The 23,259-nt window shown below is 68.8% G+C and carries 22 protein-coding genes; all 22 read right to left on the reverse strand.

Annotation, left to right across the window (positions count from 1 at the left end):
- Positions 1 to 85: 85 nt before the first annotated feature.
- The 22 genes from lgt to carA all read right to left on the reverse strand — a co-directional run bounded on the left by lgt (position 86) and on the right by carA (position 23,259).
- Positions 86 to 1,078: a prolipoprotein diacylglyceryl transferase gene (gene lgt / locus ACYVDN_RS03955; protein WP_460568662.1), complete on the reverse strand. Its 993-nt coding sequence runs from the start codon at positions 1,076 to 1,078 to the stop codon at positions 86 to 88.
- A 96-nt stretch (positions 1,079 to 1,174) separates the two neighbouring features.
- Positions 1,175 to 1,987 (reverse strand): tryptophan synthase subunit alpha, encoded by an 813-nt coding sequence (gene trpA, locus ACYVDN_RS03960; protein ID WP_460568664.1) that lies wholly within the window; start codon positions 1,985 to 1,987, stop codon positions 1,175 to 1,177.
- Positions 1,984 to 3,225, reverse strand: a complete 1,242-nt coding sequence (trpB, locus tag ACYVDN_RS03965) for a tryptophan synthase subunit beta (protein ID WP_460568666.1) — start codon at positions 3,223 to 3,225, stop codon at positions 1,984 to 1,986. Before trpB ends, trpA begins: the two co-directional genes overlap by 4 nt.
- Before the next feature lie 48 nt (positions 3,226 to 3,273).
- Positions 3,274 to 4,044 (reverse strand): indole-3-glycerol phosphate synthase TrpC, encoded by a 771-nt coding sequence (gene trpC / locus ACYVDN_RS03970; protein WP_460568668.1) that lies wholly within the window; start codon positions 4,042 to 4,044, stop codon positions 3,274 to 3,276.
- A 5-nt stretch (positions 4,045 to 4,049) separates the two neighbouring features.
- Positions 4,050 to 4,280 (reverse strand): DUF6704 family protein, encoded by a 231-nt coding sequence (locus ACYVDN_RS03975; RefSeq protein ID WP_460568670.1) that lies wholly within the window; start codon positions 4,278 to 4,280, stop codon positions 4,050 to 4,052.
- Positions 4,281 to 4,319: 39 nt separating this feature from the next.
- Positions 4,320 to 5,039, reverse strand: coding sequence for a Trp biosynthesis-associated membrane protein (locus ACYVDN_RS03980; protein WP_460568672.1), 720 nt, complete (start codon positions 5,037 to 5,039; stop codon positions 4,320 to 4,322).
- A 1-nt stretch (position 5,040) separates the two neighbouring features.
- Positions 5,041 to 6,603, reverse strand: coding sequence for an anthranilate synthase component I (locus tag ACYVDN_RS03985; RefSeq protein ID WP_460568674.1), 1,563 nt, complete (start codon positions 6,601 to 6,603; stop codon positions 5,041 to 5,043).
- Positions 6,600 to 7,001, reverse strand: a complete 402-nt coding sequence (hisI, locus tag ACYVDN_RS03990; protein WP_460572232.1) for a phosphoribosyl-AMP cyclohydrolase — start codon at positions 6,999 to 7,001, stop codon at positions 6,600 to 6,602. Before hisI ends, ACYVDN_RS03985 begins: the two co-directional genes overlap by 4 nt.
- 26 nt (positions 7,002 to 7,027) lie before the next feature.
- Positions 7,028 to 7,792 (reverse strand): imidazole glycerol phosphate synthase subunit HisF, encoded by a 765-nt coding sequence (gene hisF, locus ACYVDN_RS03995; RefSeq protein ID WP_460568676.1) that lies wholly within the window; start codon positions 7,790 to 7,792, stop codon positions 7,028 to 7,030.
- A 2-nt stretch (positions 7,793 to 7,794) separates the two neighbouring features.
- On the reverse strand, positions 7,795 to 8,637 hold the full coding sequence (gene hisG, locus ACYVDN_RS04000) for an ATP phosphoribosyltransferase (protein WP_460568678.1): 843 nt from the start codon (positions 8,635 to 8,637) through the stop codon (positions 7,795 to 7,797).
- An 81-nt stretch (positions 8,638 to 8,718) separates the two neighbouring features.
- The gene (locus ACYVDN_RS04005; protein WP_460568680.1) at positions 8,719 to 8,982 is read right to left on the reverse strand and encodes a phosphoribosyl-ATP diphosphatase; all 264 of its coding nucleotides are present in this window, start codon (positions 8,980 to 8,982) and stop codon (positions 8,719 to 8,721) included.
- 88 nt (positions 8,983 to 9,070) lie between these two features.
- A complete protein-coding gene (rpe, locus tag ACYVDN_RS04010) occupies positions 9,071 to 9,757 on the reverse strand; it encodes a ribulose-phosphate 3-epimerase (protein ID WP_460568682.1) in 687 nt (228 codons plus the stop codon).
- A complete protein-coding gene (locus ACYVDN_RS04015; RefSeq protein WP_460568684.1) occupies positions 9,757 to 11,130 on the reverse strand; it encodes an RsmB/NOP family class I SAM-dependent RNA methyltransferase in 1,374 nt (457 codons plus the stop codon). Before ACYVDN_RS04015 ends, rpe begins: the two co-directional genes overlap by 1 nt.
- Positions 11,127 to 12,047 carry a methionyl-tRNA formyltransferase gene (fmt, locus tag ACYVDN_RS04020; RefSeq protein WP_460568686.1) on the reverse strand — a complete coding sequence of 307 codons (921 nt, stop codon included), beginning with the start codon at positions 12,045 to 12,047 and terminating at the stop codon, positions 11,127 to 11,129. Before fmt ends, ACYVDN_RS04015 begins: the two co-directional genes overlap by 4 nt.
- A gap of 88 nt (positions 12,048 to 12,135) precedes the next feature.
- On the reverse strand, positions 12,136 to 14,121 hold the full coding sequence (locus ACYVDN_RS04025; protein WP_460568688.1) for a primosomal protein N' family DNA-binding protein: 1,986 nt from the start codon (positions 14,119 to 14,121) through the stop codon (positions 12,136 to 12,138).
- A complete protein-coding gene (metK, locus tag ACYVDN_RS04030; protein WP_460568690.1) occupies positions 14,121 to 15,314 on the reverse strand; it encodes a methionine adenosyltransferase in 1,194 nt (397 codons plus the stop codon). The genes ACYVDN_RS04025 and metK overlap by 1 nt, the downstream gene beginning before the upstream one ends.
- Positions 15,315 to 15,361: 47 nt before the next feature.
- Positions 15,362 to 16,594 carry a bifunctional phosphopantothenoylcysteine decarboxylase/phosphopantothenate--cysteine ligase CoaBC gene (coaBC, locus tag ACYVDN_RS04035; RefSeq protein WP_460572234.1) on the reverse strand — a complete coding sequence of 411 codons (1,233 nt, stop codon included), beginning with the start codon at positions 16,592 to 16,594 and terminating at the stop codon, positions 15,362 to 15,364.
- A 34-nt stretch (positions 16,595 to 16,628) separates the two neighbouring features.
- Entirely contained in the window at positions 16,629 to 16,886 is a 258-nt protein-coding gene (rpoZ, locus tag ACYVDN_RS04040) for a DNA-directed RNA polymerase subunit omega (protein ID WP_460568692.1), read from the reverse strand.
- 85 nt (positions 16,887 to 16,971) lie between these two features.
- Positions 16,972 to 17,901, reverse strand: coding sequence for a guanylate kinase (gene gmk / locus ACYVDN_RS04045; protein ID WP_460568693.1), 930 nt, complete (start codon positions 17,899 to 17,901; stop codon positions 16,972 to 16,974).
- Positions 17,894 to 18,745 carry a beta/alpha barrel domain-containing protein gene (gene pyrF, locus ACYVDN_RS04050; RefSeq protein ID WP_460568695.1) on the reverse strand — a complete coding sequence of 284 codons (852 nt, stop codon included), beginning with the start codon at positions 18,743 to 18,745 and terminating at the stop codon, positions 17,894 to 17,896. Before pyrF ends, gmk begins: the two co-directional genes overlap by 8 nt.
- Positions 18,742 to 22,029: a carbamoyl phosphate synthase large subunit gene (carB, locus tag ACYVDN_RS04055; RefSeq protein WP_460568697.1), complete on the reverse strand. Its 3,288-nt coding sequence runs from the start codon at positions 22,027 to 22,029 to the stop codon at positions 18,742 to 18,744. Before carB ends, pyrF begins: the two co-directional genes overlap by 4 nt.
- 3 nt (positions 22,030 to 22,032) lie before the next feature.
- Positions 22,033 to 23,259, reverse strand: a complete 1,227-nt coding sequence (gene carA, locus ACYVDN_RS04060; RefSeq protein ID WP_460568699.1) for a glutamine-hydrolyzing carbamoyl-phosphate synthase small subunit — start codon at positions 23,257 to 23,259, stop codon at positions 22,033 to 22,035.

Below are 23,259 nucleotides of genomic sequence, written 5' to 3' on the forward strand. Positions count from 1 at the left end.
ACCGTCCTCACATCGAGAAGGTGGGGGACGACGTCGGCCCGGGGACAGGGGGATGTTTGACTGCCGGGGTCGCCGTGATGGGTGTTCAGCCGGCAGAGCTTGTGGCTGCGGCTTTCGGTTCATCCGATCCGTCGTCGACCGAGGCGTCGTCTTCGTCGTTGTCCTCGTCATCCGGATCGGTGTCGAACGATTCTACCGCAGCGTCGTCGCGCTTCCATTCGCGGCCCGGGAGGTAGACGCTGAGCTCGACGCCCGGATGCTTGCGCGACTGCACGATGAAGATGATGAGGCCGAGCACGAAGGCCAGGAACGCCGCCCAGACGTTGAACGGGATGCTGAGGAACGAGTACTCGCTCGGGTCGATGCGGATGGACTCGAGATAGCTGCGGCCGAGGCCGTACCACATCAGGTACGCGGCGAACATCTTGCCCCAGCGCCACTGGAAGCGCTTCTCCAGCGCGAGCAGCACGATCACGCCGATGACGTTCCAGATGATCTCGTAGAGGAAGAGCGGCTGGAACAGCGTGCCGTCGGGGAGCCCGGTCGGATACGCGGCATTGGTGCTCGGGATCTGCAGGCCCCACGGCAGGTTGGTCGGCAGGCCGTAGAGCTCGGCGTTCACGTAGTTGCCGAGGCGGCCGATCGCCTGCGCGAGGAGCAGGCCGGGGGCTACGGCATCCGCGAACGAGAGGAAGCGCACCCCGGTCTGCTTGCTGGCGATGAACACGCCGAGCGCGCCGCCGATCAGCGATCCGAAGATGGCGTTTCCGCCCTCCCAGATGAAGAGGATGCGCCAGGGGTTCGCGCCCGGATAAAAGTAGTCCTCCGGGTGGGTGAACACGTGGTACAGGCGAGCCCCGATGAGCCCGAGCACGACGGCCCAGATCAGGAAGTCGATGACGACACCGGGCTCTCCACCGCGCTTCGTGAGGCGACGAGAGGTCCAGATCGTGCAGATGATGATGCCGACGAGGATGATCAGCGCATACGTACGCACGTCCCAGTGCAGCCCGAAGAGGTTGATCGGGATGGACTGCCATGCCGGCGGCGGGCTCGGAATGCTGAACTGAGCGATCACCTGTCGGATTCCCTTTCGTTCAGACGACTGTCGTCGTCCGTCGTGGCCTGCGCCGTGTGCTGCGCCTCGGCCACCATAGTCTAAAAGATGATGCGCTCACCGCCGGTCGGCGGCGTTCGTCCCCTCCGCGAGTTCGCGCGCCACCTCGGCGACGCGGGCCACTCCCCCGTCGGCCAGCGCGTGCACGAGCGCCGAACCGACGATGGCGCCGTCGGCGTAGCCAACGACCTGGCGCACCTGCTCGCCCGTCGAGATGCCGATGCCCACGCAGACCGTTCCGGCGCCCGCTGCGCGCAGGCGGCTGACCAGCGTGCGGGCAGCGGTGTCGACGTCTTTGCGCTCGCCCGTGATGCCCATGGTCGAGACAGCGTAGACGAAGCCGCGCGAGGTGTCTGCTGCCAGGTGCAGGCGCTCGTCGTTCGAGGTCGGCGCCGCGAGGAAGACCCTGTCGAGCCCGGTGCGCTCGCTCGCGACCAGCCAGTCTGCGGCGGAGTCCGGCGTGTTGTCGGGAGTGATCAGACCACTTCCGCCTGCGGCGACGAGCTCGTCCGCGAACCTGTCGACGCCGAACTGCAGCACCGGGTTCCAGTAGGTCATCACGAGTGCAGGAACGTCGACGCGCGACCTGATCTCGCGCACGGCCGTGAACACATCGCGAACGTGGAAGCCCTCGTGCAGCGCGCGCTGCGTCGCCGCCTGGATGACCGCCCCGTCCATCACCGGATCGGAGTACGGCAGGCCGAGCTCCAGAACGTCAGCACCGTTCTCGGCCAGTGCGACGGCCGCGTCGATGCTCGTGCTCAGGTCGGGGAACCCCACTGGCAGGTAGCCGACCAGCGCGCCGCCGCGGTTCACGTTCGCTGCCGCGATCGCGGACTCCACGTGGGCGATGCCCGTCACCTCGCTCATGCGCGGTCCTCCGCGGTCTCAGGTGCCGCCGACTCGTCAGCCGCGCCGTCGAGCAGGCCGAAGTACGCCCCAGCGGTCTCCACGTCCTTGTCACCGCGGCCCGAGAGGTTCACCAGGATGACGGCATCCTCGCCGAGCTGCTTGCCGAGCTTCAGGGCGCCGGCGAGGGCGTGCGACGACTCGATGGCGGGCAGGATGCCCTCCGTGCGGCTGAGCAGCCGGAAGGCGTGCATCGCCTCGTCGTCGGTGATCGGGAGATAGGTGGCCCTCCCGATGTCGCGCAGCCAGGCGTGCTCGGGGCCGACGCCCGGGTAGTCGAGGCCGGCGGAGATGGAGTGGGACTCCATGGTCTGGCCGTCCTCGTCCTGCAGCACGTAGGTCTTCGTGCCGTGCAGCACGCCGGGGGTGCCCTCGCTCAGCGTGGCGCCGTGCTCGCCGCTGGCGATGCCGTGGCCGCCGGGCTCGTAGCCGAAGAGCTTGACATCCTGATCGTCGAGGAAGGCGTGGAAGATGCCGATGGCGTTCGATCCACCGCCGACGCAGGCCGCGACGGCGTCGGGCAGACGGCCCGTGAGGTCGAGCACCTGCTGGCGCGCCTCTTCGCCGATCACCTTGTGGAAGTTGCGCACCATGGTGGGGAACGGGTGCGGCCCGTTAACGGTGCCGAGCAGGTAGTGGGTGGTGTCGGCGTTCGCGACCCAGTCCCTGAACGCCTCGTTGATGGCGTCTTTGAGTGTGCGAGAACCGGTCTTCACCGGAACGACCTCGGCGCCCAGAAGGCGCATGCGTGCGACGTTGAGCGCCTGACGCTTGGTGTCGACCTCGCCCATGTAGACAGTGCACTGCATGCCGAAGAGCGCTGCTGCCGTCGCGGTGGCGACGCCGTGCTGGCCCGCCCCGGTCTCGGCGATAAGACGCGTCTTGCCGAGCCGCTTCACGAGAAGCGCCTGTCCGAGCACGTTGTTGATCTTGTGCGAACCGGTGTGGTTGAGGTCTTCGCGCTTCAAGATGATGCGCGCACCGCCGGCGTGCTTGGCGAACCTCGGCACCTCGGTGATGATCGACGGACGTCCGGTGTAGGTGGCGTGCAGCTCGGCGAGCTCGGCCGCGAAGCCGGGGTCCTGCTGGGCCGCCTCGTACTCCGCGGAGAGCTCGTCGAGCGTGGCGATCAGCGACTCGGGCATGTATCTGCCGCCGTAGTCGCCGAAGTCCGGTCCGGTTTGATCGCGTAGGGCCATGGTGATTTCCCTAGGTATTCGAATGCGAGATGTTCGTGTGAGTCGCTCTCACACGGAGAGGAACTCCGAGAGCGTGGCGATCGGGTCGCTGGTGACGAGCGCCTCGCCGACCAGCACCACGTCGGCGCCTGCCTCTCGGTAGTGTGCGACATCGGCCGCGCTGAGCACTGCCGACTCCGCGACACGGATGACGCCGGAGGGGATGCCGTCCGCCAGCTCCCCGAAGAGGTCGCGGTCGAGCTCGAAGGTGCTGAGATTGCGTGCGTTGACCCCGACGACGGCGGCTCCGGCGTCGAGCGCGCGTGAGATCTCTTCTGCCGAGTGGGTCTCGACGAGCACGGTCATGCCGAGCGAGGTCGCGAGGCTGTGCAGGGCGGTGAGGGTCGGCTGATCGAGCGCCGCGACGATGAGCAGCACGATGTCGGCTCCGGCCGCCCTCGCCTCGTAGATCTGGTACGGCTCGGCGATGAAGTCCTTGCGCAGCACGGGGATCGTGACGGCGGCGCGGACGGCGCGCAGGTCGTCGAGCGAACCGAGGAACTTGCGCTGCTCGGTGAGCACACTGATCGCGCTGGCTCCCGCCTGCTGATACACCGTGGCGAGAGCCGCGGGATCGGGGATGTCGGCCAGTCGTCCCCGGGAAGGAGACGCGCGCTTCACCTCGGCGATGATCTTCACGGCGGCGGCCGGCGCTAGGGCCGAGACGGCGTCGAGTGCAGGTGCGGCCTGCGAGGCGGCATCGATCACGGAGCCGAGGGGCAACTCGACGGCGCGGGCGCGGGCATCCGCCACCGCCCCGTCGACGAGGTCGGTCAGCACAGCGGTCAGTGACCCTTCGGCTGGTACTTGGGTCCGTTCACGCCGTAGCCCGCCTTGGACATGATGCCGCCGACGATCGGGCCGATGACGACGATGACGGCCGCCGCGACGACCACCCATGGCTGGTCGAACCAGAACGCGATCGTTCCCACGACGAAGCCGATCACCATGATGATGACGGCGGTCCAGGCGGCCGGTGAGTGACCGTGACCGGGATCGGAGGACTCAGCGCTCATGACTCTCATTTCAGGAGGGGAACGGAATGCGTCCCAAGTCTAGCGAACGGGAGGCTCGTCATCCGTCTGGTCGTCGTCGGCCCGGTCGTGGGCCGCGTGCTCGTCAACCGTCGTGCCGTGGTCGGTGGGGTCGTCGCCGCGGCTCAGCTCGTCCCAGTCGTCGATGGCTGCGTCGCGGGCGCTCAGGTGGGCGTCCGTGTCTGCCTTGACCGGCTCCGCGGCATCCTTCATCGCACCGTAGCGTCGTGACGCGCTCGGCCAGGTGTGTCCGAAGACGAGCACCACGACGGCAGCCAGTGCGAGCAGGATGCCCCCGGTCAGCGCGAGCGCCGGCCACGCCGTCGCGTCGGCGCTGGCGATCACCGCTCGAACGCTCGCGTCGCCCGCGATGCCCGTCGCCTTCGTCACGACAGCGATGCTCGAGCCGGCGGGGTCGGCCATCGCGGAGACCGCGGAGCCGATGATGCTCGCGGCGAGAACGAGCCCGAGGACGGCGAGCACGTAGCGCAGCACGCGGCCGGCGAGGGCGAGCGCTCCGGCGAACGCGATGCCGGCGATCGAGAGCGCGGCGACGGCGGGTGCCGAGGTCGACCCGGTAACGGCGAGAGTCGCCGCGTGCCCCGCGGTCGCTGTCAGGTGCAGGGTGTACCAGGTCTGCGTCGACGCCGACAGCGCGAGGCCGCTTCCGATCAGCGCGACGATGATCGCGCCGTACTTCGAAGAGCGGCCCGACCGCGACGAAGCGACCTGCGCCGCCACCTCAGACCACCCGCTTCAGCGCGTTCGCGATCGCGACGGCACGCAACGGGGCCGCCGCCTTGTTCTGCGATTCGACGAACTCGCTCATCGGAACAGAGTCGGCGACGAGCCCGCCGCCGGCTTGAACGCGTGCGACGCCATCCATGATCGTCGCGGTGCGGATCGCGATCGCCAGGTCGGCGTCGCCCCCGAACCCGAAGTAGCCGACCACTCCCCCGTAGACGCCGCGCTGGGCGGGCTCGAGGTCGTCGATGATCTCCAGGGCACGCGGCTTCGGCGCGCCGGAGAGGGTTCCGGCAGGGAAGGTCGAGCGGAACACGTCGATCGCCGTCGCGTCGTCGCTGAGGTCGCCCTCGACCGACGACACGATGTGCATGATGTGGCTGAAGCGCTCGACCCGCATGAACTCTGTGACCTCGACCGTTCCGGCGACGCAGACGCGTGCGAGGTCGTTGCGTGCCAGGTCGACGAGCATGAGGTGCTCTGCACGCTCCTTGTCGTCGGCGAGCAGCTCCGACTCGAGCTCCGCGTCGTCCTCCGGAGTCGCTCCGCGCGGCCGCGAGCCGGCGATCGGGTGCGTGTACGCCCTTCCGTCCTGCACCTTCACGAGCGCCTCGGGCGACGAGCCGACGACGGTGTACGGGGCTCCGCCTGCCCGCTCCAGCTGCAGCAGGTACATGTACGGGCTCGGGTTGAGGCTGCGGAGCACCCGGTAGACGTCGAGCGGATCGGCGGACGACGGCAGCTCGAACCGCTGCGAGATCACGACCTGGAACACGTCGCCGGCACGGATGTGCGCCTTGGCGTCCTCGACCGAGGCGAGGAAGTCGTCGCGCTCGGTGCGGGAGACGGCGTCGGGCGCGACGGTGAAGTCGGCGAGCTCGAGGTGCGCTTCGGCAGGCTGTGCGAGACCGGCCTGCATGCGGTCGAGGCGCTGCTGTGCGTCGGCCCACAGCGCATCGGCATCGAGCGCGCCGCCATCCCGGGCATCCCCGTCGTCGGCGAGCACGTTGGCGATCAGCTGCACCGTTCCGAAGCGGTGGTCCACCGCCACCAAATCTGCGACGAAGCAGAGCGCCTGTCCGGGCACGTCGAACTCGGCGGGCGGTCGGTTCGGGAGCTTCTCCAGCTGTCGAACGGCCTCCCAGCCGATGAAGCCGACGAGGCCGCCGGTGAGTGGCGGGAGGCCCTCGACCGGCTCGGACTGCCACCGCTTGTGAAGGAGGGCGAGCAGGTCGAGCGACGGGGACTGAGCGAGGCCTGCGGCGGCATCCGCTCCGAAGGCGCGTTCCGCGTCGAGCCCGTAGTCGAGCCACACCGACTCGTCGCCGAGCTGCGTCAGCACGCCGAAGGCCGCGACGCCGACGAACGAGTAGCGGGAGAAGATGCCGCCCTGCTCGGCGGACTCCAGCAGGAAGGTGCCAGGGCGATCGCGTGCCAGCTTTCGGTAGATGCCCACCGGAGTCTCACCGTCGGCGAAGAGTTCGCGGGTCACCGGGATGACGCGACGCTCGCCGAGCAGACCGTCGAACTGCTCGCGGGTGGTGGTTGCCTGCGCGGTCATGCTTCGCTCTCGGTGTTCGTCGATGCCGGGTCGATGGCAGTGGGATCGATGACGGTGGGGTTCAGCACGTCGGCGTCGAAGCACGTGCGCGTGCCGGTGTGGCAGGCCGCGCCGATCTGGTCGACCGTGACGAGCAGGGTGTCGCCGTCGCAGTCCAGAGCGGCGTCGCGCACGAATTGCACGTGGCCTGACGTGTCGCCCTTGCGCCAGTACTCCTGCCGAGAGCGCGACCAGAACGTCACGCGGCCTTCTGTCATGGTGCGCAGGAACGCCTCGCTGTCCATCCAGCCCACCATGAGCACCTCTTTGGTGTCCCACTGCTGGATGACGGCGGTGAGCAACCCCCTGGCGTCGAAGCGCACGCGGTCGAGCACCGCGGATGCCTGTTCGCGGGTCATCCTGCGCTCCTGCTGTGCTGCCTCGGTCACCTTCGCACCTCCTGGCCGGCGCTCTGCAGCGCGTCCTTCACGTCGCCGATCGTCATCAGGCCGTCGTGGAACACGCTGGCCGCGAGCACGGCGTCGGCACCTGCCGTGACGGCGGGGGCGAAGTGTTCGACGACTCCAGCTCCGCCGGACGCGATCACGGGAACGGAGCTGATCTCGCGCATGCGTCGCACGAGCTCGAGGTCGAAGCCCTGCTTCGTGCCGTCGGCGTCGATCGAGTTGACCAGCAGTTCTCCGGCACCGAGATCGATGGCGCGCTTCGCCCAGGCGAGGGCGTCGAGATCGGTCTCGGTGCGTCCGCCGTGGGTCGTCACCACGAATCCGGACTCGGTGCGCGGCGACCGCGTGACGTCGAGCGACAGCACGAGCACCTGGGCCCCGAAGCGGTTCGCGATCTCGGTGAGCAACTCGGGCCGCGCGATCGCTGCGCTGTTCACGCCGATCTTGTCCGCACCGCTGGCCAGCAGCCGTGCGACATCGTCGACGCTGCGCACTCCCCCGCCGACCGTGAGCGGGATGAACACCTGTTCGGCGGTGCGTCGCACCACCTCGTAGGTCGTCGCCCTTGCCTCGACCGTCGCTGTGACGTCGAGGAAGGTGAGCTCGTCTGCCCCCTGCTCGTAGTACTTCGCCGCCAGCCCGACGGGGTCTCCCGCGTCGCGAAGACCGCGGAAGTTCACGCCCTTGACGACCCGGCCGTCCGCCACGTCGAGGCACGGGATGACGCGGATGGCGAGCGACACGGTCAGAGCCTCGCAGCGTGGATCGGCGTGACGAGAATCGCCCGCGCGCCGAGCTCGTAGAGGTCGTCCATGATGTGGTTCGTGCGCAGCCTCGGCACCATGGCGCGCACCGCCACCCAGCCGGAGTCGCGCAGAGGCGAGATGGTCGGCGACTCGACACCGGGCGTGAGGGCGACCGCGCGTTCGATCAGGTGGGACGGCAGGTCGTAGTCGATGAGCACGTACTGTCTGGCGACCATGACGCCCTGCAGACGACGGTGCAGCGTCGCGAGTCCGGATGCCGGCTCGCCAGGCGCGCCGATCAGAACGGCCTGCGACTTGAGGATGACCGGGCCGAAGATCTCCAAGCCCTGCTTGCGCAGGGTGGAGCCGGTCTCGACGACGTCTGCGACGGCATCCGCGACGCCGAGGCGCACGGCGGACTCCACTGCGCCGTCGAGCCGCACGAGGGTGACCGAGACGCCGGCCTCCCGCAGGAACGCGCCGACGAGCCCGTCGTAGCTGGTGGCGACCCTGAGGCCCTCGAGTTCGCTCAGGTCGGAGAACTTGCCGGCAGGACCGGCGAAACGGAAGGTCGACGCGGCGAAGCCGAGTTCGTCGATCTCGCGCGCTGGCGAGCCGGAATCGAGCATCAGGTCGCGGCCGGTGATGCCGACGTCGAGCGCTCCGCTGCCGACGTAGGTGGCGATGTCGCGTGGTCTCAGGTAGAAGAACTCCACGTCGTTCGCCTGGTCGACGACGATGAGTTCCTTGGGGTCTCGGCGCCCGTTGTAGCCCGCTTCGGCGAGCATCAGGGCGGCGGTCTCCGACAACGAGCCCTTGTTGGGCACGGCGATCTTCAGCATGGTCTGCTGGTCTTCCTCACGTGTGGTGTAGCGGTCTGCTGGTCTGTGGCATCGAAACATCTGTCATCGAAACGCGTGACGTCACAGATGTCGGTACACGTCCTGCAGCGTGAGGCCCTTGGCAAGCAGGAGCACCTGGAGGTGATAGAGCAACTGCGAGACCTCTTCGGCCGTCTCGTCGTCGCTCTGGTACTCGGCCGCCATCCACACCTCGGCGGCCTCTTCGACGATCTTCTTGCCGATGGAGTGGATGCCCGCATCGAGCTCTTTCACCGTGCGGGAGCCCTCTGGGCGGCTCTCGGCTTTGATGGCGAGCTCGGCGAACAGGTCGTCGAAGGTCTTCACGCCACCAGATTATCGCGACTGCGTCGCTCAAACGCTCAGTCGGCTCGGCCCAGCGAGCAAGCTCGCTCGGCTCTCGCCTCAGTCGCGTCTATCGCGACTGGCAAAGGTGCTTCGCCGCGGTGTCCCGCAGCAGGGCGATCTGGGTCGCAGGGTGCTCGGCGCGGAACACGCTGGAGCCGGCGACGAACGTGTCGGCGCCCGCCTCCGCGGCCGTGACGATGGTCTCCTCGGTGATGCCTCCGTCGACCTGCAGCCAGACGTCGAGCCCCCTGGCAGTGACGGCTTCGCGCAGCATGCGCAGCTTCGGCATCGTCTCGGCCATGAAGCTCTGGCCGCCGAACCCCGGCTCGACGGTCATCACCAGCACTTGATCGAACTCGTCGAGGACCTCGAGGAGGTCATCCGCAGACGTTCCCGGCTTGATCGCGATGCCCGCCCGTGCGCCGATCGAGCGGAGCCGCCGTGCAAGGGCGATCGGGTCCGCGGCCGCCTCGGCGTGGAACGTCACGGAGTAGGCGCCGAGCTCTGCGTATCCGGGCGCCCAGCGGTCGGGGTCGTCGATCATGAGGTGCACGTCGAGCGGGATCTCCGACACGTCCTGGATGCGCCCCACCATCTGCGGCCCGAAGGTGAGGTTCGGCACGAAGTGGTTGTCCATCACGTCGACGTGCACAAGGTCGGCCGTCGCAATGCGGTCGAGGTCGCTCTGCATGTTGACGAAGTCGGCGGCCAGGATGCTCGGGTTGATGCGGGCCACGAGGTCGGTGCTGGGCATTAGGCCTTCTCCAGAAGCGTGATGAACATGGCGTCGGTTCCGTGCCTGTGTGGCCACAGCTGCACCTGGGCGGCGTCGCCCGCGAGGTCGAGCGGCTCACGGGCGATGGACTGCACCACCTCGCGCGTCGGCAGCTCGCGGAGTGCGCCGGGATGACGCTTGAGGGCATCGCTGACGGCGATCCGTGTCTCGGCGAGGTGCGGCGAGCACGTGATGTAGCAGAGCAGCCCGCCGGGCTTCAGTGCCTTGATCGCCGAGTCGATGAGCGCGGCCTGCAGCCTCGAGAGCTCCGGCACGTCGCGCGGAGTCTTGCGCCATCGCGCCTCGGGACGGCGGCGGAGCGCGCCCAGCCCGGTGCACGGGGCGTCGAGCAGCACGCGGTCGTAGCGACCGGGCTCCTCGTCGCCCACCGTCGTGCCGTCGCGCTCGGTGAGCTGCACGGCGGACGCGGCGGGCTCGACAGCACGGCGCACGAGCTCGAGTCGTGCGGGTACGAGCTCGTTGGCGACCAACGTGACGCCGGACTCTTTCGCGACCGCGGCGAGCACGGCTGCCTTGCCGCCCGGTCCGGCGCACAGGTCGAGCCAGGTCTCTCCCCGCTCGACCTCGCGTGCCGCGATCAACGTCTGCGCGGCCAGCTGGGAACCTTCGTCCTGCACTCGCACGGCGCCGTTCGTGCTGCGCACGATCGCGGAGGGATCTCCCCCCGGCGAGACGAACCCGATCGGCGAGTACGTGTCGCGGTTCGCATCGCCCGGCACCTCAGCCAGCCCAGGGAGGGCGACGAGATTGACCTTCGGCGCTTCGTTGTCGGCGGCGAGCAGATCGTCGAGCTCGTCTTCGCGGTGTTCGGCGGCAAGCGCGTGACGCAGGGAGCGCACGATCCAGGCCGGATGCGAGGTCAGCGCAGCCAGCGTGTCGTCGCCGCCGTTCGTGGACGCCGAGACCCGCGTGCTCCACACGCCGGGTTTGGTGCGCGCGATCGTCCTGAGCACCCCGTTGGCGAACCCGACGGCCGATCGCGATGCCGCGCCGCGCACGAGCTCGACCGTCTCGTAGACGGCCGCATGCCCCGGCGTGCCGAGCGTGAGCAGCTGATGGCAGCCGAGCCGGAGCGCGTCGAGCACCGGCGGGTCGATCTGATCGACGGGGCGCTTGGTGGCCAGCTCGATCACGCGGTCGTAGTAGCCCTGCAGGCGCAAGGTGCCGTAGGTGAGCTCGGTGGCGAGGGCAGCATCGGAGGGCGCGAGCTTGGCGCGTTCCAGCCGCACCGGCAGGAGCAGGTTGGCGTAGGCATCCGAGTCGCTCACCGCGCGCAGAACGTCGAAGGCGATGGAGCGCGCCGACACCTTCGACCCGCGTGCGTCGCTCACGATGCGACCTCCGCCGTGGAGCCGGACGGAAGCCCGCGCATCCAGTCGGCGCCCGGCATGGCGCGCTTGCCTGCCGGTTGCACCGTCACGAGCTCGAGAGGCGTCGTTCCCGTGCCGACGAGTGCTCGTGAGCCGCTCAGCACCAACTCACCAGGCTGAAGTGCCGCAGCCCCTGAGCGGGATGCCGAGAGCACCTTGACTCGCGAGTCGCCCATCACGAAGTACGCGCCGGGCTCGGGGGTGACGCCACGGATGCGCGAGTACACGGCACCGGCATCCGCTGCCAGGTCGAGACGGGCGTCGTCGATCGTGAGCTTGGGCGCCAGAGTCGGCTCGCCGACCTGTGGCTGCGCGACGGCCGTTCCCTCCGCGATGCCGTCGACGACGCGCTCGAGGAGGGCGGCGCCCTCGACCGCCAGGGAGTCCAGCAGGTCACCGGCGGTCTCGTCTGTGCCGACCTCTCGCTCGATCACGCCGTACACGTCGCCGGCGTCGAGTTCAGGCACGAGCCGGAACACGGCAGCCCCTGTGCGCTTGTCACCCGCGATGATCGCTCGTTGAACGGGAGCGGCACCGCGCCAGCGTGGCAGCAGCGAGAAGTGCAGGTTCACCCAGCCGTGGCGTGGACCGGACAGCAGCGGCTCGCGCACCAGGCCGCCGTAGGCGACGATGACGCCGAGGTCGGGTTGCAGCTCGAGGATGCTCGCGGTGGCGACGGCATCCAGGCGCGCCGTCTTCAGCACGGGAAGACCCAGCTCGGTGGCGGCGTCGGCGACCGGCGAGGGGGTGAGCACGCGGCGGCGGCCGAGCGGGGCATCCGGACGGGTGACGACAGCGACCACCTCGTGGGATCCCGCTGCGAGGGCACGCAGGGCGGGGACGGCTGGCTGGGGCGTTCCTGCGAACACGATCCTCATGCTTGTGGGCTCTCCTCGCTGCGCGACACTTCGGTGCGACCCTCCAGCGTGATGCGCCGAGGTCGCGTGGTGTTCCGACCGCGACGCGTCATGAGATCTCGGGGTCGTCGAACCTGACTCTGAGTGTAGGCGGCGGCCGGTAGCCCCTGTCGCCGCGCGGTCTGCGGGCCTTCGTGGCCGAACGGATGATCGCCGAGCGCAATGCGGAAGCGACCACTGCGCCCTGCGCGTACTCGAAGCGCACGATCGCACGCACGGCGTCCGACGCGACCGAGGCCTGTTTCGGCCCTCGTACGGATTCGACCGGCGTCGGTCCGAGCACGTCGATGAACGAGCCGGCCGATAGCGAGGCGACGGCGTCCGTGACGGCCTTCGGGGCTCCGGTGAGAGTCGCGACGCGCACGGCGGGCGGGAAGCGCAGGGTTCGGCGATCGGCGAGCTGAGCCGCTGCGTACTCCGGCTGCTTCCACGTGGCCAGGGCGTGGGCGAGCGGACCGGCCACGCCGACCAGCACCACGGGGGAACCGGGAGCAGCCAGGGCTGCGGCGTTCGACCACCAACGCAGGCAGTCGTCGCCGACGCTGAGCGACTCGCGCGCGAGCATCCTGTCTCCGTCGAGCAGCAGCACGGCTCGGTACCCGCCCTCCGCAACGGGTTCGGCCCCTCGCGTCGCGACGATCAGGGCGGGACGGTGGTCGACGGCGGTGACGCGCCGCTCGCCGTCGGACACGACAACGCGCACCCCGGGGAACGCTCGGCCGAGCTCCTCAGCTGTCCGGGCGCTGCCACGTGTCACCAGGCGAACCTTGGTCGCCTGGCAGTTGGAGCAGGACCAGTGGGCCGCGATCGCTCCGCACCACCTACAGGATGGCGCAGCTCCGGCCGACCCGAGGCCGAGTGGCCCGTCGCAGCGTTCACAGCGGGCGGCCTGACCGCATCGAGCGCACGCCAGCACCGGCGCGTACCCGGGTCGGGCGACCTGCACGAGAACGGGCCCGGAGGCCAGCCCTTCCTTGGCGGCGCGCCAGGCGCCGCCGGGAACACGCGACGACGTGCCGTCGTCTGCCTGTGCCGCCGTCACGACGACGCGGGGCACGATCGCCGGATCGGGCGAGGTCGAGGTGAGCCATCTCACCTCGACCAGACGTTGGACCTCGACGCTGCGGGTATGGCCGGCGAGCACGAGGGCGCATCCGCTTTGCTCGGCACGCACGAGAGCGACGTCACGGGCGTGAACGTAGGGGGCGAGCGGTTCGGCGTGCAGCGGGTCGGAGTCGTCCCAGATCGCGAGCATGCCGAGTCGGTGCGCCGGCGCGTACACCGCCGACCTGTTGCCGATGATGACTCGGGGCGCAGGCTCGAGGCACCGAAGGAAGGCCCGGTAACGGTCCTGGTTGGGCTGGGCGGCGTCCATCCTCGCGACGAGGTCGTCGGGCAGCAGGTCGCCGAGAGCGGCCTGCAGCTGGTCGAGGTCCCGGTAGTCTGGCACTGCGATGATCGCGCTGCGGCCGGACGCCACACAGCGCGCCGCCAGCTCTGCCAGGGTGACTGCCCACGCGCCGACCCACGTGCCTGCTCGAAGCTTCGCCTGCCGAGGCACGGCGTCGAGTGCGATGCGACGCGAGTCGTCGATCGCGCGGCCGGGTGCATCGTCGCGGTACCCGCGTGCCACGACGGGGGCGACCTGAGGCGGTTCGACATCGTGCTCCGCGGCGAGCCACGCCTTCTCGACCCGCACCATGCGTGGCGGGATGGCCAGCCGCAGCACATCGCTCGCGCTGCCCGCCGACCGGTCGGCCACCCGCCGTGCGAGGTCGGCGATCTCCGGCGTGAGCACGCGGGCGCCCGAGACCACGGACTCGATCTCGCTGAGGGCGCCGTCGAACTCGGCGTGATCGGCGAGATCGACGATGTAGCCGGTGGCGAGTCGTCCGGCCGTGCGCAACGGCACGGTCACCCGCACACCGGGCGCGGCGTCGTCGAGAAGCCTTTCCGGAATGGCGTAGTCGAACAGCCGGTCCAGCTGCGGAAGCGGCGTGTCGACGATCACGCGCGCGACGCGTGCGCCGGTCACTAGACGCCGGCGGCCGACCGCAGCTCGTCGACGCGGTCCAGTCGCTCCCAGGTGAAGTCGGGCAGCTCCCTGCCGAAGTGCCCGTACGTCGCGGTCTGCGCGTAGATCGGGCGCAGCAGGTCGAGGTCGCGGATGATCGCGGCGGGCCTCAGATCGAAGACTTCGCGGATGGCCGACGTGATGCGCTCGTCGGGCAGGTGGCCCGTTCCGAACGTCTCGACGTAGAGGCCGACAGGCGACGCGGTGCCGATCGCATACGCCACCTGCACCTCGAGCCGATCGGCGAGGCCTGCGGCCACCGCATTCTTCGCGACCCACCGCATCGCGTAGGCCGCCGACCGGTCGACCTTGGACGGGTCCTTGCCGCTGAAGGCGCCGCCGCCGTGACGGGATGCCCCGCCGTAGGTGTCGATGATGATCTTGCGACCCGTCAGCCCGGCATCCCCCTGAGGTCCGCCGATCTCGAACCGGCCGGTCGGGTTGATCAGCGACTTCACGGAGCTGGAGTCCAGCTCGACGCGCTCGAGCACCGGGGCGATGATGCGCTCCGCGACCTCGGCGCGCAGGCGCTCGGTGCTGACCTTGGGCGAGTGCTGCGTCGACAGCACGACGGTCTCGATCGTGCGCGGGGTGTTGCCGTCGTAGCCGACGGTGACCTGGGTCTTGCCGTCAGGGCGCAGGAAGTCGAGCTCGCCGGTCTTGCGCACCTCGGCGAGGCGCTCCGCCAGGCGGTGAGCGATCCAGACGGGCACCGGCATGAGCTCGGGCGTCTCGGTCGTCGCGTAGCCGAACATGATGCCCTGGTCGCCGGCGCCCTGCCGGTCGAGCTCGTCGACGGATGCCTCTTCACGGCTCTCATACGCGTCGTCGACGCCCTGGGCGATGTCGGGCGACTGGCCGCCGATCGACACGGAGACGCCGCACGAGCGGCCGTCGAACCAGACGTCGGACGACGTGTAGCCGATCGAGGTGATGGTCTCGCGCACGATGGCGGGGATCTCGACGTATCCGCTCGTCGTCACCTCACCGGCGACGTGCACGAGGCCCGTGGTGACGAGGGTCTCCACCGCGACGCGACTGTGCGGGTCGACCCGCAGCAGGGCATCCAGAATGCTGTCGGAGACCTGGTCGCAGATCTTGTCCGGATGCCCCTCGGTGACGGATTCCGAAGTGAAGAGGCGCAAAGAAGTCATGGGTGCTCCGTAGCTGGTCCGAGCCCCATCCACGTTCTGGTCGCGGGTCAGGCGGAGGTGATGACGTCGAGAATACGATCGGCCACCGACAACTTGGCGCCGGAGGCCTCCATCACTATATCGCCGGCGCCATCGAGCACGACGACGTCGTTCTCGTCGGTGGAGAACCCGGTTCCCCACCCGACGTTGTTGATGACGAGGAAGTCGCAGCCCTTGCGTTTCAGCTTGCGCCTGCCGAGCTCCACGAGCACGAGCGGGTCGCTCTCGGTCTCCGCGGCGAACCCCACGACGAGCTGATCCGGCTGCTTGTCCGCCGACAGCGCGGCGAGTATGTCCGGGTTGGCCACCAGGTCGAGCTGGAGCTCGTCGCCCACGACGTCCTTCTTGATCTTCGCGTCGCTGGTGGATGCCGGACGGAAGTCGGCGACGGCCGCAGCCATCACCACGATGTCGGCATCTGCTGCAGCATCCGTGACGGCTCGTTGCAGCTCGAGGGCGGTGGAGACGGTTCGGGTCTCGACGCCGTCGGGAACGGGCACGTCAAGGTGTGCGGCGATCAGCACGACATCAGCTCCGCGATCGCGGGCGGCCGTGGCGATGGCGATGCCCTGCTTACCGCTCGAGCGGTTGCCCAGGAACCGAACGGGGTCGAGCGGCTCCCTGGTTCCGCCTGCCGTGACGACGATGCGGTGGCCCGCCAGATCGCGGCGGACCGGTCTGGACGACTCCCCAGCACGGTCGAAGCGTGATGCCGGCCGGGAGGCGAGGGCCATGGCGGCGGCCACGATGGCGTCCGGCTCCTCCATGCGTCCCGGTCCCGAGTCCGATCCGGTGAGCTGTCCGACGCCTGGGCCGACCACGGAGACGCCACGCTCGCGCAGGGTTCGCACGTTGTGCTGGGTCGCCGCGTTTAGCCACATCTCGGTGTGCATCGCGGGGGCGACGAGCACCGGTGCCGTCGTGGCGAGCACCGTGTTGGTGAGCAGATCGTCGGCCAGGCCGTTCGCGAGCTTGGCGATCGTGTTGGCCGTCGCCGGCGCGATCACCACGAGGTCGGCGCGTTTGCCGATGCCGACGTGCCGCACCTCCGACACGCCCTCGTAGAGGTCGGTGTTCAGCGGGTTGCGGCTGATCGCTTCGAACGTCGGCGCTCCGACGAACCTGAGGGCGGCATCCGTCGCGATCACATGAACGTCATGCCCGAGCAGCACGAACGACCGGATGACCGACACTGCCTTGTACGCAGCAATGCCGCCGGTCACACCGACGACGATCGTCAGGGGTGTTGACACGGCGGCACCGTCGCTCGTCACGTCACTCGTCGATGGGACGAACGGTGAGCTTGTCTTCGTTGATCTCGTGCAGCGCGACCGAGAGAGGCTTGTCGTCGATGGTCGAGTCGACGAGCGGTCCGACATTGTCGAACAGGCTTCCCTCGTGCAGGTCTGCGTAGTAGTCGTTGATCTGGCGAGCACGCTTCGAAGCGAAGATCACCAGCGCGTACTTGGACTCGACGCGCGAGAGCAGTTCGTCGATGGGCGGGTCGATGATGCCCTTGGCTGCTGTTGACATGAATACTCCTTCGATCGCGGCTGCCGACGAACCTTGTCGCCGGATGGGCCGCCGAGACGGTGATGGTGCGCGGACGCTGAAGCACTCAGCGTCGTGCGCGCACCTTCATCAAGTCTACGACCTCTCGCGCGGCGTCAGTCACGGTGGTGTTCACGACACGCGCGTCGAACTCGTCCTGCGATGCCAGCTCGACCTTCGCGGTGGCCAGTCTGCGGTGCTGTTCCTCCGGTGATTCGGTGCCTCGGCCGATGAGCCTGCGCACCAGTTCGTCCCAGCTCGGCGGGGCCAGGAAGACGAGAACGGCCTCGGGCATCGCTGCTCGTACCTGCCGTGCGCCCTGCAGGTCGATCTCGAGCAGAACGCTGCGGCCCTCCCCCAGCGCCCGCTCGATCGGGGCACGCGGGGTGCCGTACCGGTGGCTGTTGTGCACTTTCGCCCACTCGAGAAGTTCGTGGTCGGCGACCATTCGGTCGAACTCGGTGTCATCGACGAAGTAATAGTCGATACCCTCCGTCTCGCCGGGCCGCGGGGTCCTGGTCGTGGCGGAGACCGAGAGCAGCACATCGGGATAGTTCTGTCTGATGTACTTGGCGACGGTGCCCTTGCCGACGGCTGTTGGGCCGGCGAGCACGACGAGACGCGTCTGCTCCCGCTGCGCCGGGTTGCCGAAGCGCTCGACCAGGAACGCGCGCAGCCGCTCTCTCTGGTGCTTGCCTAGACCGCCGAGGCGTTTCACCGGCGAGATCTGCAGGCGCTTCAGGATCTCGGTGGTCTTGGTCGCACCGATCGCCTTGAGACTCATCAGAAAGTCGGTGATCCGTAGTGTGCCCTCCGGGCCATCGGGGTGTGCGACAGCAACCTCGAGCACATCGAGCGGTGGCCTCTCCCCCGAGGCGATCGCCGTCTTCACCGCAGCTCGGGCGCGTCGGGCTGCGACGGCGGCCCTGGATGCCGCAACACGGTCGACCTCTGGCGGTCGGGTCGAACGGGAAGGAGACGGGGACTGCTCAGACAAGGGCGGCACGCACCTCGTTCGCCCTCGTGGAGATGGCGGCCTCGAGCTCATCAGGACCTGCAGCGAGGATGCCGCGGGACTCACTGACGAGCAGCACGTCGGCGAGCGAGCCGAAGAGAGCACGGGCATCCTCGACCTTGGCACCCTGGTGACCGAATCCCGGCGCGAGCACCGGGATCGCCGGGATGGGTGCGTGGGCGGTGTCGATGCCATAGCCGGCCAGGTCGACCGTGGCTCCCAGCACGACGCCGATGGGGCCGATCGGGTCACCGATCAGGGCGTTCTCGCGACTCACATCATCGATGATGACACGAGCCACCGTCCGTCCCGAATCGCCTTCGACGGAGTGCTGGATCGCCGCGGCCTCCGGATTGCTCGTCGCCGCGAGCACGAAGAGGCCCTTGCCCTCCTGCGCCGCCAGACGGATCGGCCCGGCGAGCGACCCGACACCCTGGAACGCCGAGATCGTCATGGCGTCGGCCTCGAGCCGCGACCCGCGCGTGAGCCAGGCCTCGCCGTACGCCTCGACACTCGTGCCGACATCGCCGCGCTTGACGTCGGCGATGACGAGCAGCCTGGCGGAGCGAGCAGCCTCCAGCACCTCCTCGAGCGCGTGGTAGCCGGCGGACCCGAAACGCTCGAAGAAGGCGACCTGGGGCTTCACGACTCCGGCCCGTCCTGCCGCGGCGTCGACGACGCGGAGTCCGAAGTCCCTCGCCCCGGAGGCGTCGTCGGGCAGTCCCCAGTCGGCGAGGAGGTACGAGTGGGGATCGATTCCGACGCACAGCGCACCATGCTCGCCGATCGCGGCGGCGAGACGCGAGCCGAAGCCCTCTTCCGTCATGCGGTCCTCGCCCTGTCGATCGCATACTCCTGCAGGGACCGCACCTCGAAGCCTTCCCTGATCGCATCGATCGACGCGACGGCGGCGCTCAGCTCGGCGATGGTCGTGAACAGTGCGACGTCGGAGGCGATCGCTGCCGCACGGATCTCATATCCGTCCGCCCGGGCCGATCGGCCGCTCGGGGTGTTCACCACGACGTCGATCTCCCCGCTGTCGATCAGATCGACGATGCTGGGCTCATCGGAGTCGCGCACCTCGCTGTACTTGCGAACGGGCTCCGCGGCGATTCCGTTGCGCGCGAGCACCTCGGCCGTGCCCTCCGTCGCGACCAGGCGGTAGCCCTGCTGCACGAGCCGCAGCGCGGGAAGCACGATGGAGCGCTTGTCGCGGTCGCTGACCGAGACGAAGACGGTGCCCGACAGCGGCATCCCGCCGTACGCAGCGGTCTGGCTCTTGGCGAAGGCGCGCGGGAAGTGCTTGTCGATGCCCATCACCTCGCCGGTCGAGCGCATCTCCGGCCCGAGAACCGAGTCGACGGTGCGGCCGTCCTTGGTGCGGAAGCGCTTGAACGGCAGCACGGCCTCCTTGACGGCGACCGGTGCGTCGAGAGGAACGACCGATCCGTCCTGCTCGGGCAGCAGGCCGGACTGCTTCAGCTCGGCGATCGTCTCGCCGACCATGATTCGGCTCGCGGCCTTCGCAAGCGGGATGCCCAGCGCCTTCGACACGAACGGGACGGTGCGGCTCGCCCTGGGGTTCGCCTCGAGCACGTAGAGAACTCCGGCCGCCACGGCGAACTGCACGTTGAGCAGCCCGCGAACGCCGACGCCCTGCGCGATCTTGAGTGTTGCCTCGCGCACGCGGTCGACGACGGAACGTCCGAGTGTGACGGGCGGCAGCGTGCAGCTGGAGTCACCGGAGTGGATGCCCGCCTCCTCGATGTGCTCCATCACGCCGCCGACATAGAGCTCCTCGCCGTCGAACAGAGCGTCGACGTCGATCTCCGTGGCGTCATCCAGGAACCGGTCGACGAGCAGCGGATGTCCGGGCCCGATGATCGCCTGGTCGGCGACCCGCACGAAGTAGTCGTCGAGCGACGCCGTGTCGTAGACGATCTCCATGCCGCGCCCGCCGAGCACGTAGCTCGGGCGCACGAGCACCGGGAAGCCGATCTCCGCAGCGGCCGCCTGGGCGCCCTGGGCGTCGTAAGCCGTACCGTTGCGCGGTGCGAGCAGTCCGGCGTTCTCGAGGATCTCCGCGAACAGGCCGCGCTCCTCAGCGAGGTCGATGGCGCTCGGGCTCGTTCCGAGGATCGGAACCCCTGCGGCCTCGAGGCCCTTGGCCAGCCCTAGGGCGGTCTGACCGCCGAGCTGTACGACGACGCCGACCAGCTCGCCGGACTGCGATTCGGCGTTGATGACCTCGAGCACGTCCTCCAGCGTGAGCGGCTCGAAGTAGAGCCTGTCGCTGGTGTCGTAGTCGGTCGACACCGTCTCGGGGTTGCAGTTGATCATGACGGTCTCGAAGCCGGCGTCGTGCAGGGCGAACGACGCGTGCACGCACGAGTAGTCGAACTCGACGCCCTGGCCGATGCGGTTGGGCCCGGAGCCGAGGATGATCACCTTGCGCCGGTCGCTCGGCTCGACCTCGGTCTCGGTGTCGTAGCTCGAGTAGTGGTACGGCGTGAGCGCGGGGAACTCCCCCGCGCAGGTGTCCACCGTCTTGTAGACCGGCCGCACGCCGAGGATGTGCCGCACCTCGCGCACCTCCGCCTCGCCGAAGCCGCGCAGCTGGCCGATCTGGGCGTCCGAGAAGCCGTGGTCCTTGGCGAGCAGCATGGTGTCCGTGTCGAGCATGCCGGCCTCGGCGATGGTTTCCGCCACCTCGTTGATCAGCACGATCTGGTCGAGGAACCACGGGTCGATGCCTGTCGCGTGGTAGACATCCTCGATGCTCGCGCCCTTGCGGAGCGCCTGCTGCACCGTGACGATGCGTCCGTCCGTCGGAGTCGCTGCGATCTGCACCAGCTCCTCGACGCTCCTCGGCTCCTCGCCCCAGTGGAACGACGAACCGTTCTTCTCCAGCGACCGCAGGGCCTTCTGCATGGCGCTCGTGAAGCTGCGGCCGATCGCCATCGCCTCGCCGACCGACTTCATGGTCGTCGTGAGCGTGGGGTCGGCGGCCGGGAACTTCTCGAACGCGAACCTCGGCACCTTCACGACCACGTAGTCGAGCGTGGGCTCGAAGCTGGCGGGCGTGACACGGGTGATGTCGTTCGGGATCTCGTCGAGACGGTAGCCGATCGCGAGCTTCGCCGCGATCTTCGCGATCGGGAACCCGGTCGCCTTGGAGGCCAGAGCGCTGGACCGCGAGACGCGGGGGTTCATCTCGATGACGATGATGCGGCCGGTCGCCGGATTCACCGCGAACTGGATGTTGCAGCCGCCGGTGTCGACTCCGACGGCGCGGATGATGTCGATGCCGATGTCGCGCAGCCGCTGGTACTCACGGTCGGTGAGCGTGAGCGCTGGCGCCACGGTGATGGAGTCACCGGTGTGCACGCCGACCGGGTCGACGTTCTCGATCGAGCAGACCACCACCGTGTTGTCAGCGGTGTCGCGCATCAGCTCGAGCTCGTACTCCTTCCAGCCGAGGATGGACTCCTCCAGGAGCACCTCGTGCGTCGGTGAGTCGTGCAGGCCGGCTCCGGCGATGCGGCGCAGGTCGTCTTCGTTGTACGCGAAGCCCGACCCGAGACCGCCCATGGTGAAGCTCGGGCGGACCACGAGGGGGTAGCCGAGCTCCTCAGCGCCGGCGAGCACCTCCTCCATGGTGTGGCAGATGCGCGAGTCGGCAACGTCGGCACCGCACTCGATCACCAGCTCCTTGAAGATCTGTCGGTCCTCGCCCTTCTGGATCGCCTCGAACTTCGCGCCGATCAGCTCGACGTCGTACTTCTCGAGCACACCGTGCTCGTGCAGCTGCATGGCCGCGTTGAGCGCCGTCTGGCCGCCGAGGGTGGGAAGGATGGCGTCCGGGCGCTCCTTCGCGATGATCGTCTCGATCACCTCCCAGGTGATCGGCTCGACGTAGGTGGCGTCGGCGAAGTCGGGGTCGGTCATGATCGTCGCCGGGTTGGAGTTGACGAGGATGACGCGCACGCCCTCCTCACGCAGCACTCGGCAGGCCTGTGTGCCCGAGTAGTCGAACTCGCACGCCTGCCCGATCACGATCGGGCCGGACCCGATCACGAGGACACTGGAGATGTCGTCACGTTTTGGCATGGCTCAGGCGTCCCCGTCCTTGTTCTTCTTGGATTTCTTCTTCGTCGGCTCGTCCTGACCGTCGGCGTCGCTGCGGCTGAGCACCAGGTCGCGGAAGCGATCGAACAGGTAGTTCGCGTCGTGCGGCCCAGCCGCCGATTCCGGGTGGTATTGCACGCTGAACGCCGGGATGTCGAGGCAGTTCAGGCCCTCGACGACGTTGTCGTTGAGGTCGTAGTGGCTCACCTCGACGCGTCCGAAGCCGGCTGCCGACTCGCTGATCTCGTCGATCGGGGCATCCACGGCGAAGCCATGGTTGTGCGCCGTGATCTCCACGCGTCCCGTCGCACGATCGAGCACCGGCTGGTTGATGCCGCGGTGGCCGAACGGCAGCTTGTACGTTCCGTAGCCGAGCGCGCGCCCGAGCAGCTGGTTGCCGAAGCAGATGCCGAAGTACGGAAGGTCGTTGCGCAGCAGCGTGCGCAGCAGCTCGACATGGTCGTCAGAGGCAGCGGGGTCGCCTGGCCCGTTCGAGTAGAACAGCGCGCTGGGCTGCAGCTCCATGATCTCATCGGCGGTCGTGGTCTCCGGCAGCACCACCACGTCGAAGCCGCGCTCGGCGAGGTAGTTCAGCGTGCTCGTCTTCACACCGAGGTCGAGCACCGCGACCGACCCGATGCGCTCGCCGCGCGCCGGGATCGTGTAGCGCTCCGGCGTGGAGACGACGGACGACAGGTTCTGCCCGCGCATGTCGGCACCCGTACGCACGAGTTCGAGCTGCTCGCCGGGTGTGAGAGAGGCATCCGGTCCGGAGAAGATGCCGGCCTTCATGGCGCCCGCCGAGCGGAGATGCCTGGTGACCGCCCGCGTGTCGATACCGCTGATGCCGACGACGCCGCTCGTCGAGAGGTCGTCGTCCAGGCTGCGCTGAGCGCGGAAGTTCGAGACGACACGAGAGGGCTCTCGCACCACGAACCCGGCGACCCAGATGCGCTCCGACTCCTTGTCGGTGTCGTTCATGCCCGTGTTGCCGATGTGAGGTGCGGTCATGAGCACGATCTGGCCCGCGTAGGACGGGTCGGTGAGGGTCTCCTGGTAGCCGGTCATGCCGGTGGCGAACACCGCTTCGCCGAGCGTGCTGCCGAGCGCGCCGTATCCACGGCCCTCGTATCGCGTGCCGTCCTCCAGCACGAGCACCGCTGGCTCGCGGCGCGCGCCGACCGCGCCGGCGGTCGGAGAGGAAAAGGTCAC

It is taken from the genome of Humibacter soli (genome assembly GCF_054779035.1).

What these genes read in the sequence shown, in the direction of transcription:
- trpA (WP_460568664.1), bottom strand. Translation starts at nt 1,987, where the DNA reads ATGAGCGAGGTGACGGGCATCGCCCACGTGGAGTCCGCGATCGCGGCA.
- trpB (WP_460568666.1), bottom strand. Translation starts at nt 3,225, where the DNA reads ATGGCCCTACGCGATCAAACCGGACCGGACTTCGGCGACTACGGCGGC.
- ACYVDN_RS03975 (WP_460568670.1), bottom strand. Translation starts at nt 4,280, where the DNA reads ATGAGCGCTGAGTCCTCCGATCCCGGTCACGGTCACTCACCGGCCGCC.
- ACYVDN_RS03985 (WP_460568674.1), bottom strand. Translation starts at nt 6,603, where the DNA reads ATGACCGCGCAGGCAACCACCACCCGCGAGCAGTTCGACGGTCTGCTC.
- hisI (WP_460572232.1), bottom strand. Translation starts at nt 7,001, where the DNA reads ATGACCCGCGAACAGGCATCCGCGGTGCTCGACCGCGTGCGCTTCGAC.
- hisG (WP_460568678.1), bottom strand. Translation starts at nt 8,637, where the DNA reads ATGCTGAAGATCGCCGTGCCCAACAAGGGCTCGTTGTCGGAGACCGCC.
- rpe (WP_460568682.1), bottom strand. Translation starts at nt 9,757, where the DNA reads ATGCCCAGCACCGACCTCGTGGCCCGCATCAACCCGAGCATCCTGGCC.
- fmt (WP_460568686.1), bottom strand. Translation starts at nt 12,047, where the DNA reads ATGAGGATCGTGTTCGCAGGAACGCCCCAGCCAGCCGTCCCCGCCCTG.
- metK (WP_460568690.1), bottom strand. Translation starts at nt 15,314, where the DNA reads ATGACTTCTTTGCGCCTCTTCACTTCGGAATCCGTCACCGAGGGGCAT.
- rpoZ (WP_460568692.1), bottom strand. Translation starts at nt 16,886, where the DNA reads ATGTCAACAGCAGCCAAGGGCATCATCGACCCGCCCATCGACGAACTG.
- pyrF (WP_460568695.1), bottom strand. Translation starts at nt 18,745, where the DNA reads ATGACGGAAGAGGGCTTCGGCTCGCGTCTCGCCGCCGCGATCGGCGAG.
- carB (WP_460568697.1), bottom strand. Translation starts at nt 22,029, where the DNA reads ATGCCAAAACGTGACGACATCTCCAGTGTCCTCGTGATCGGGTCCGGC.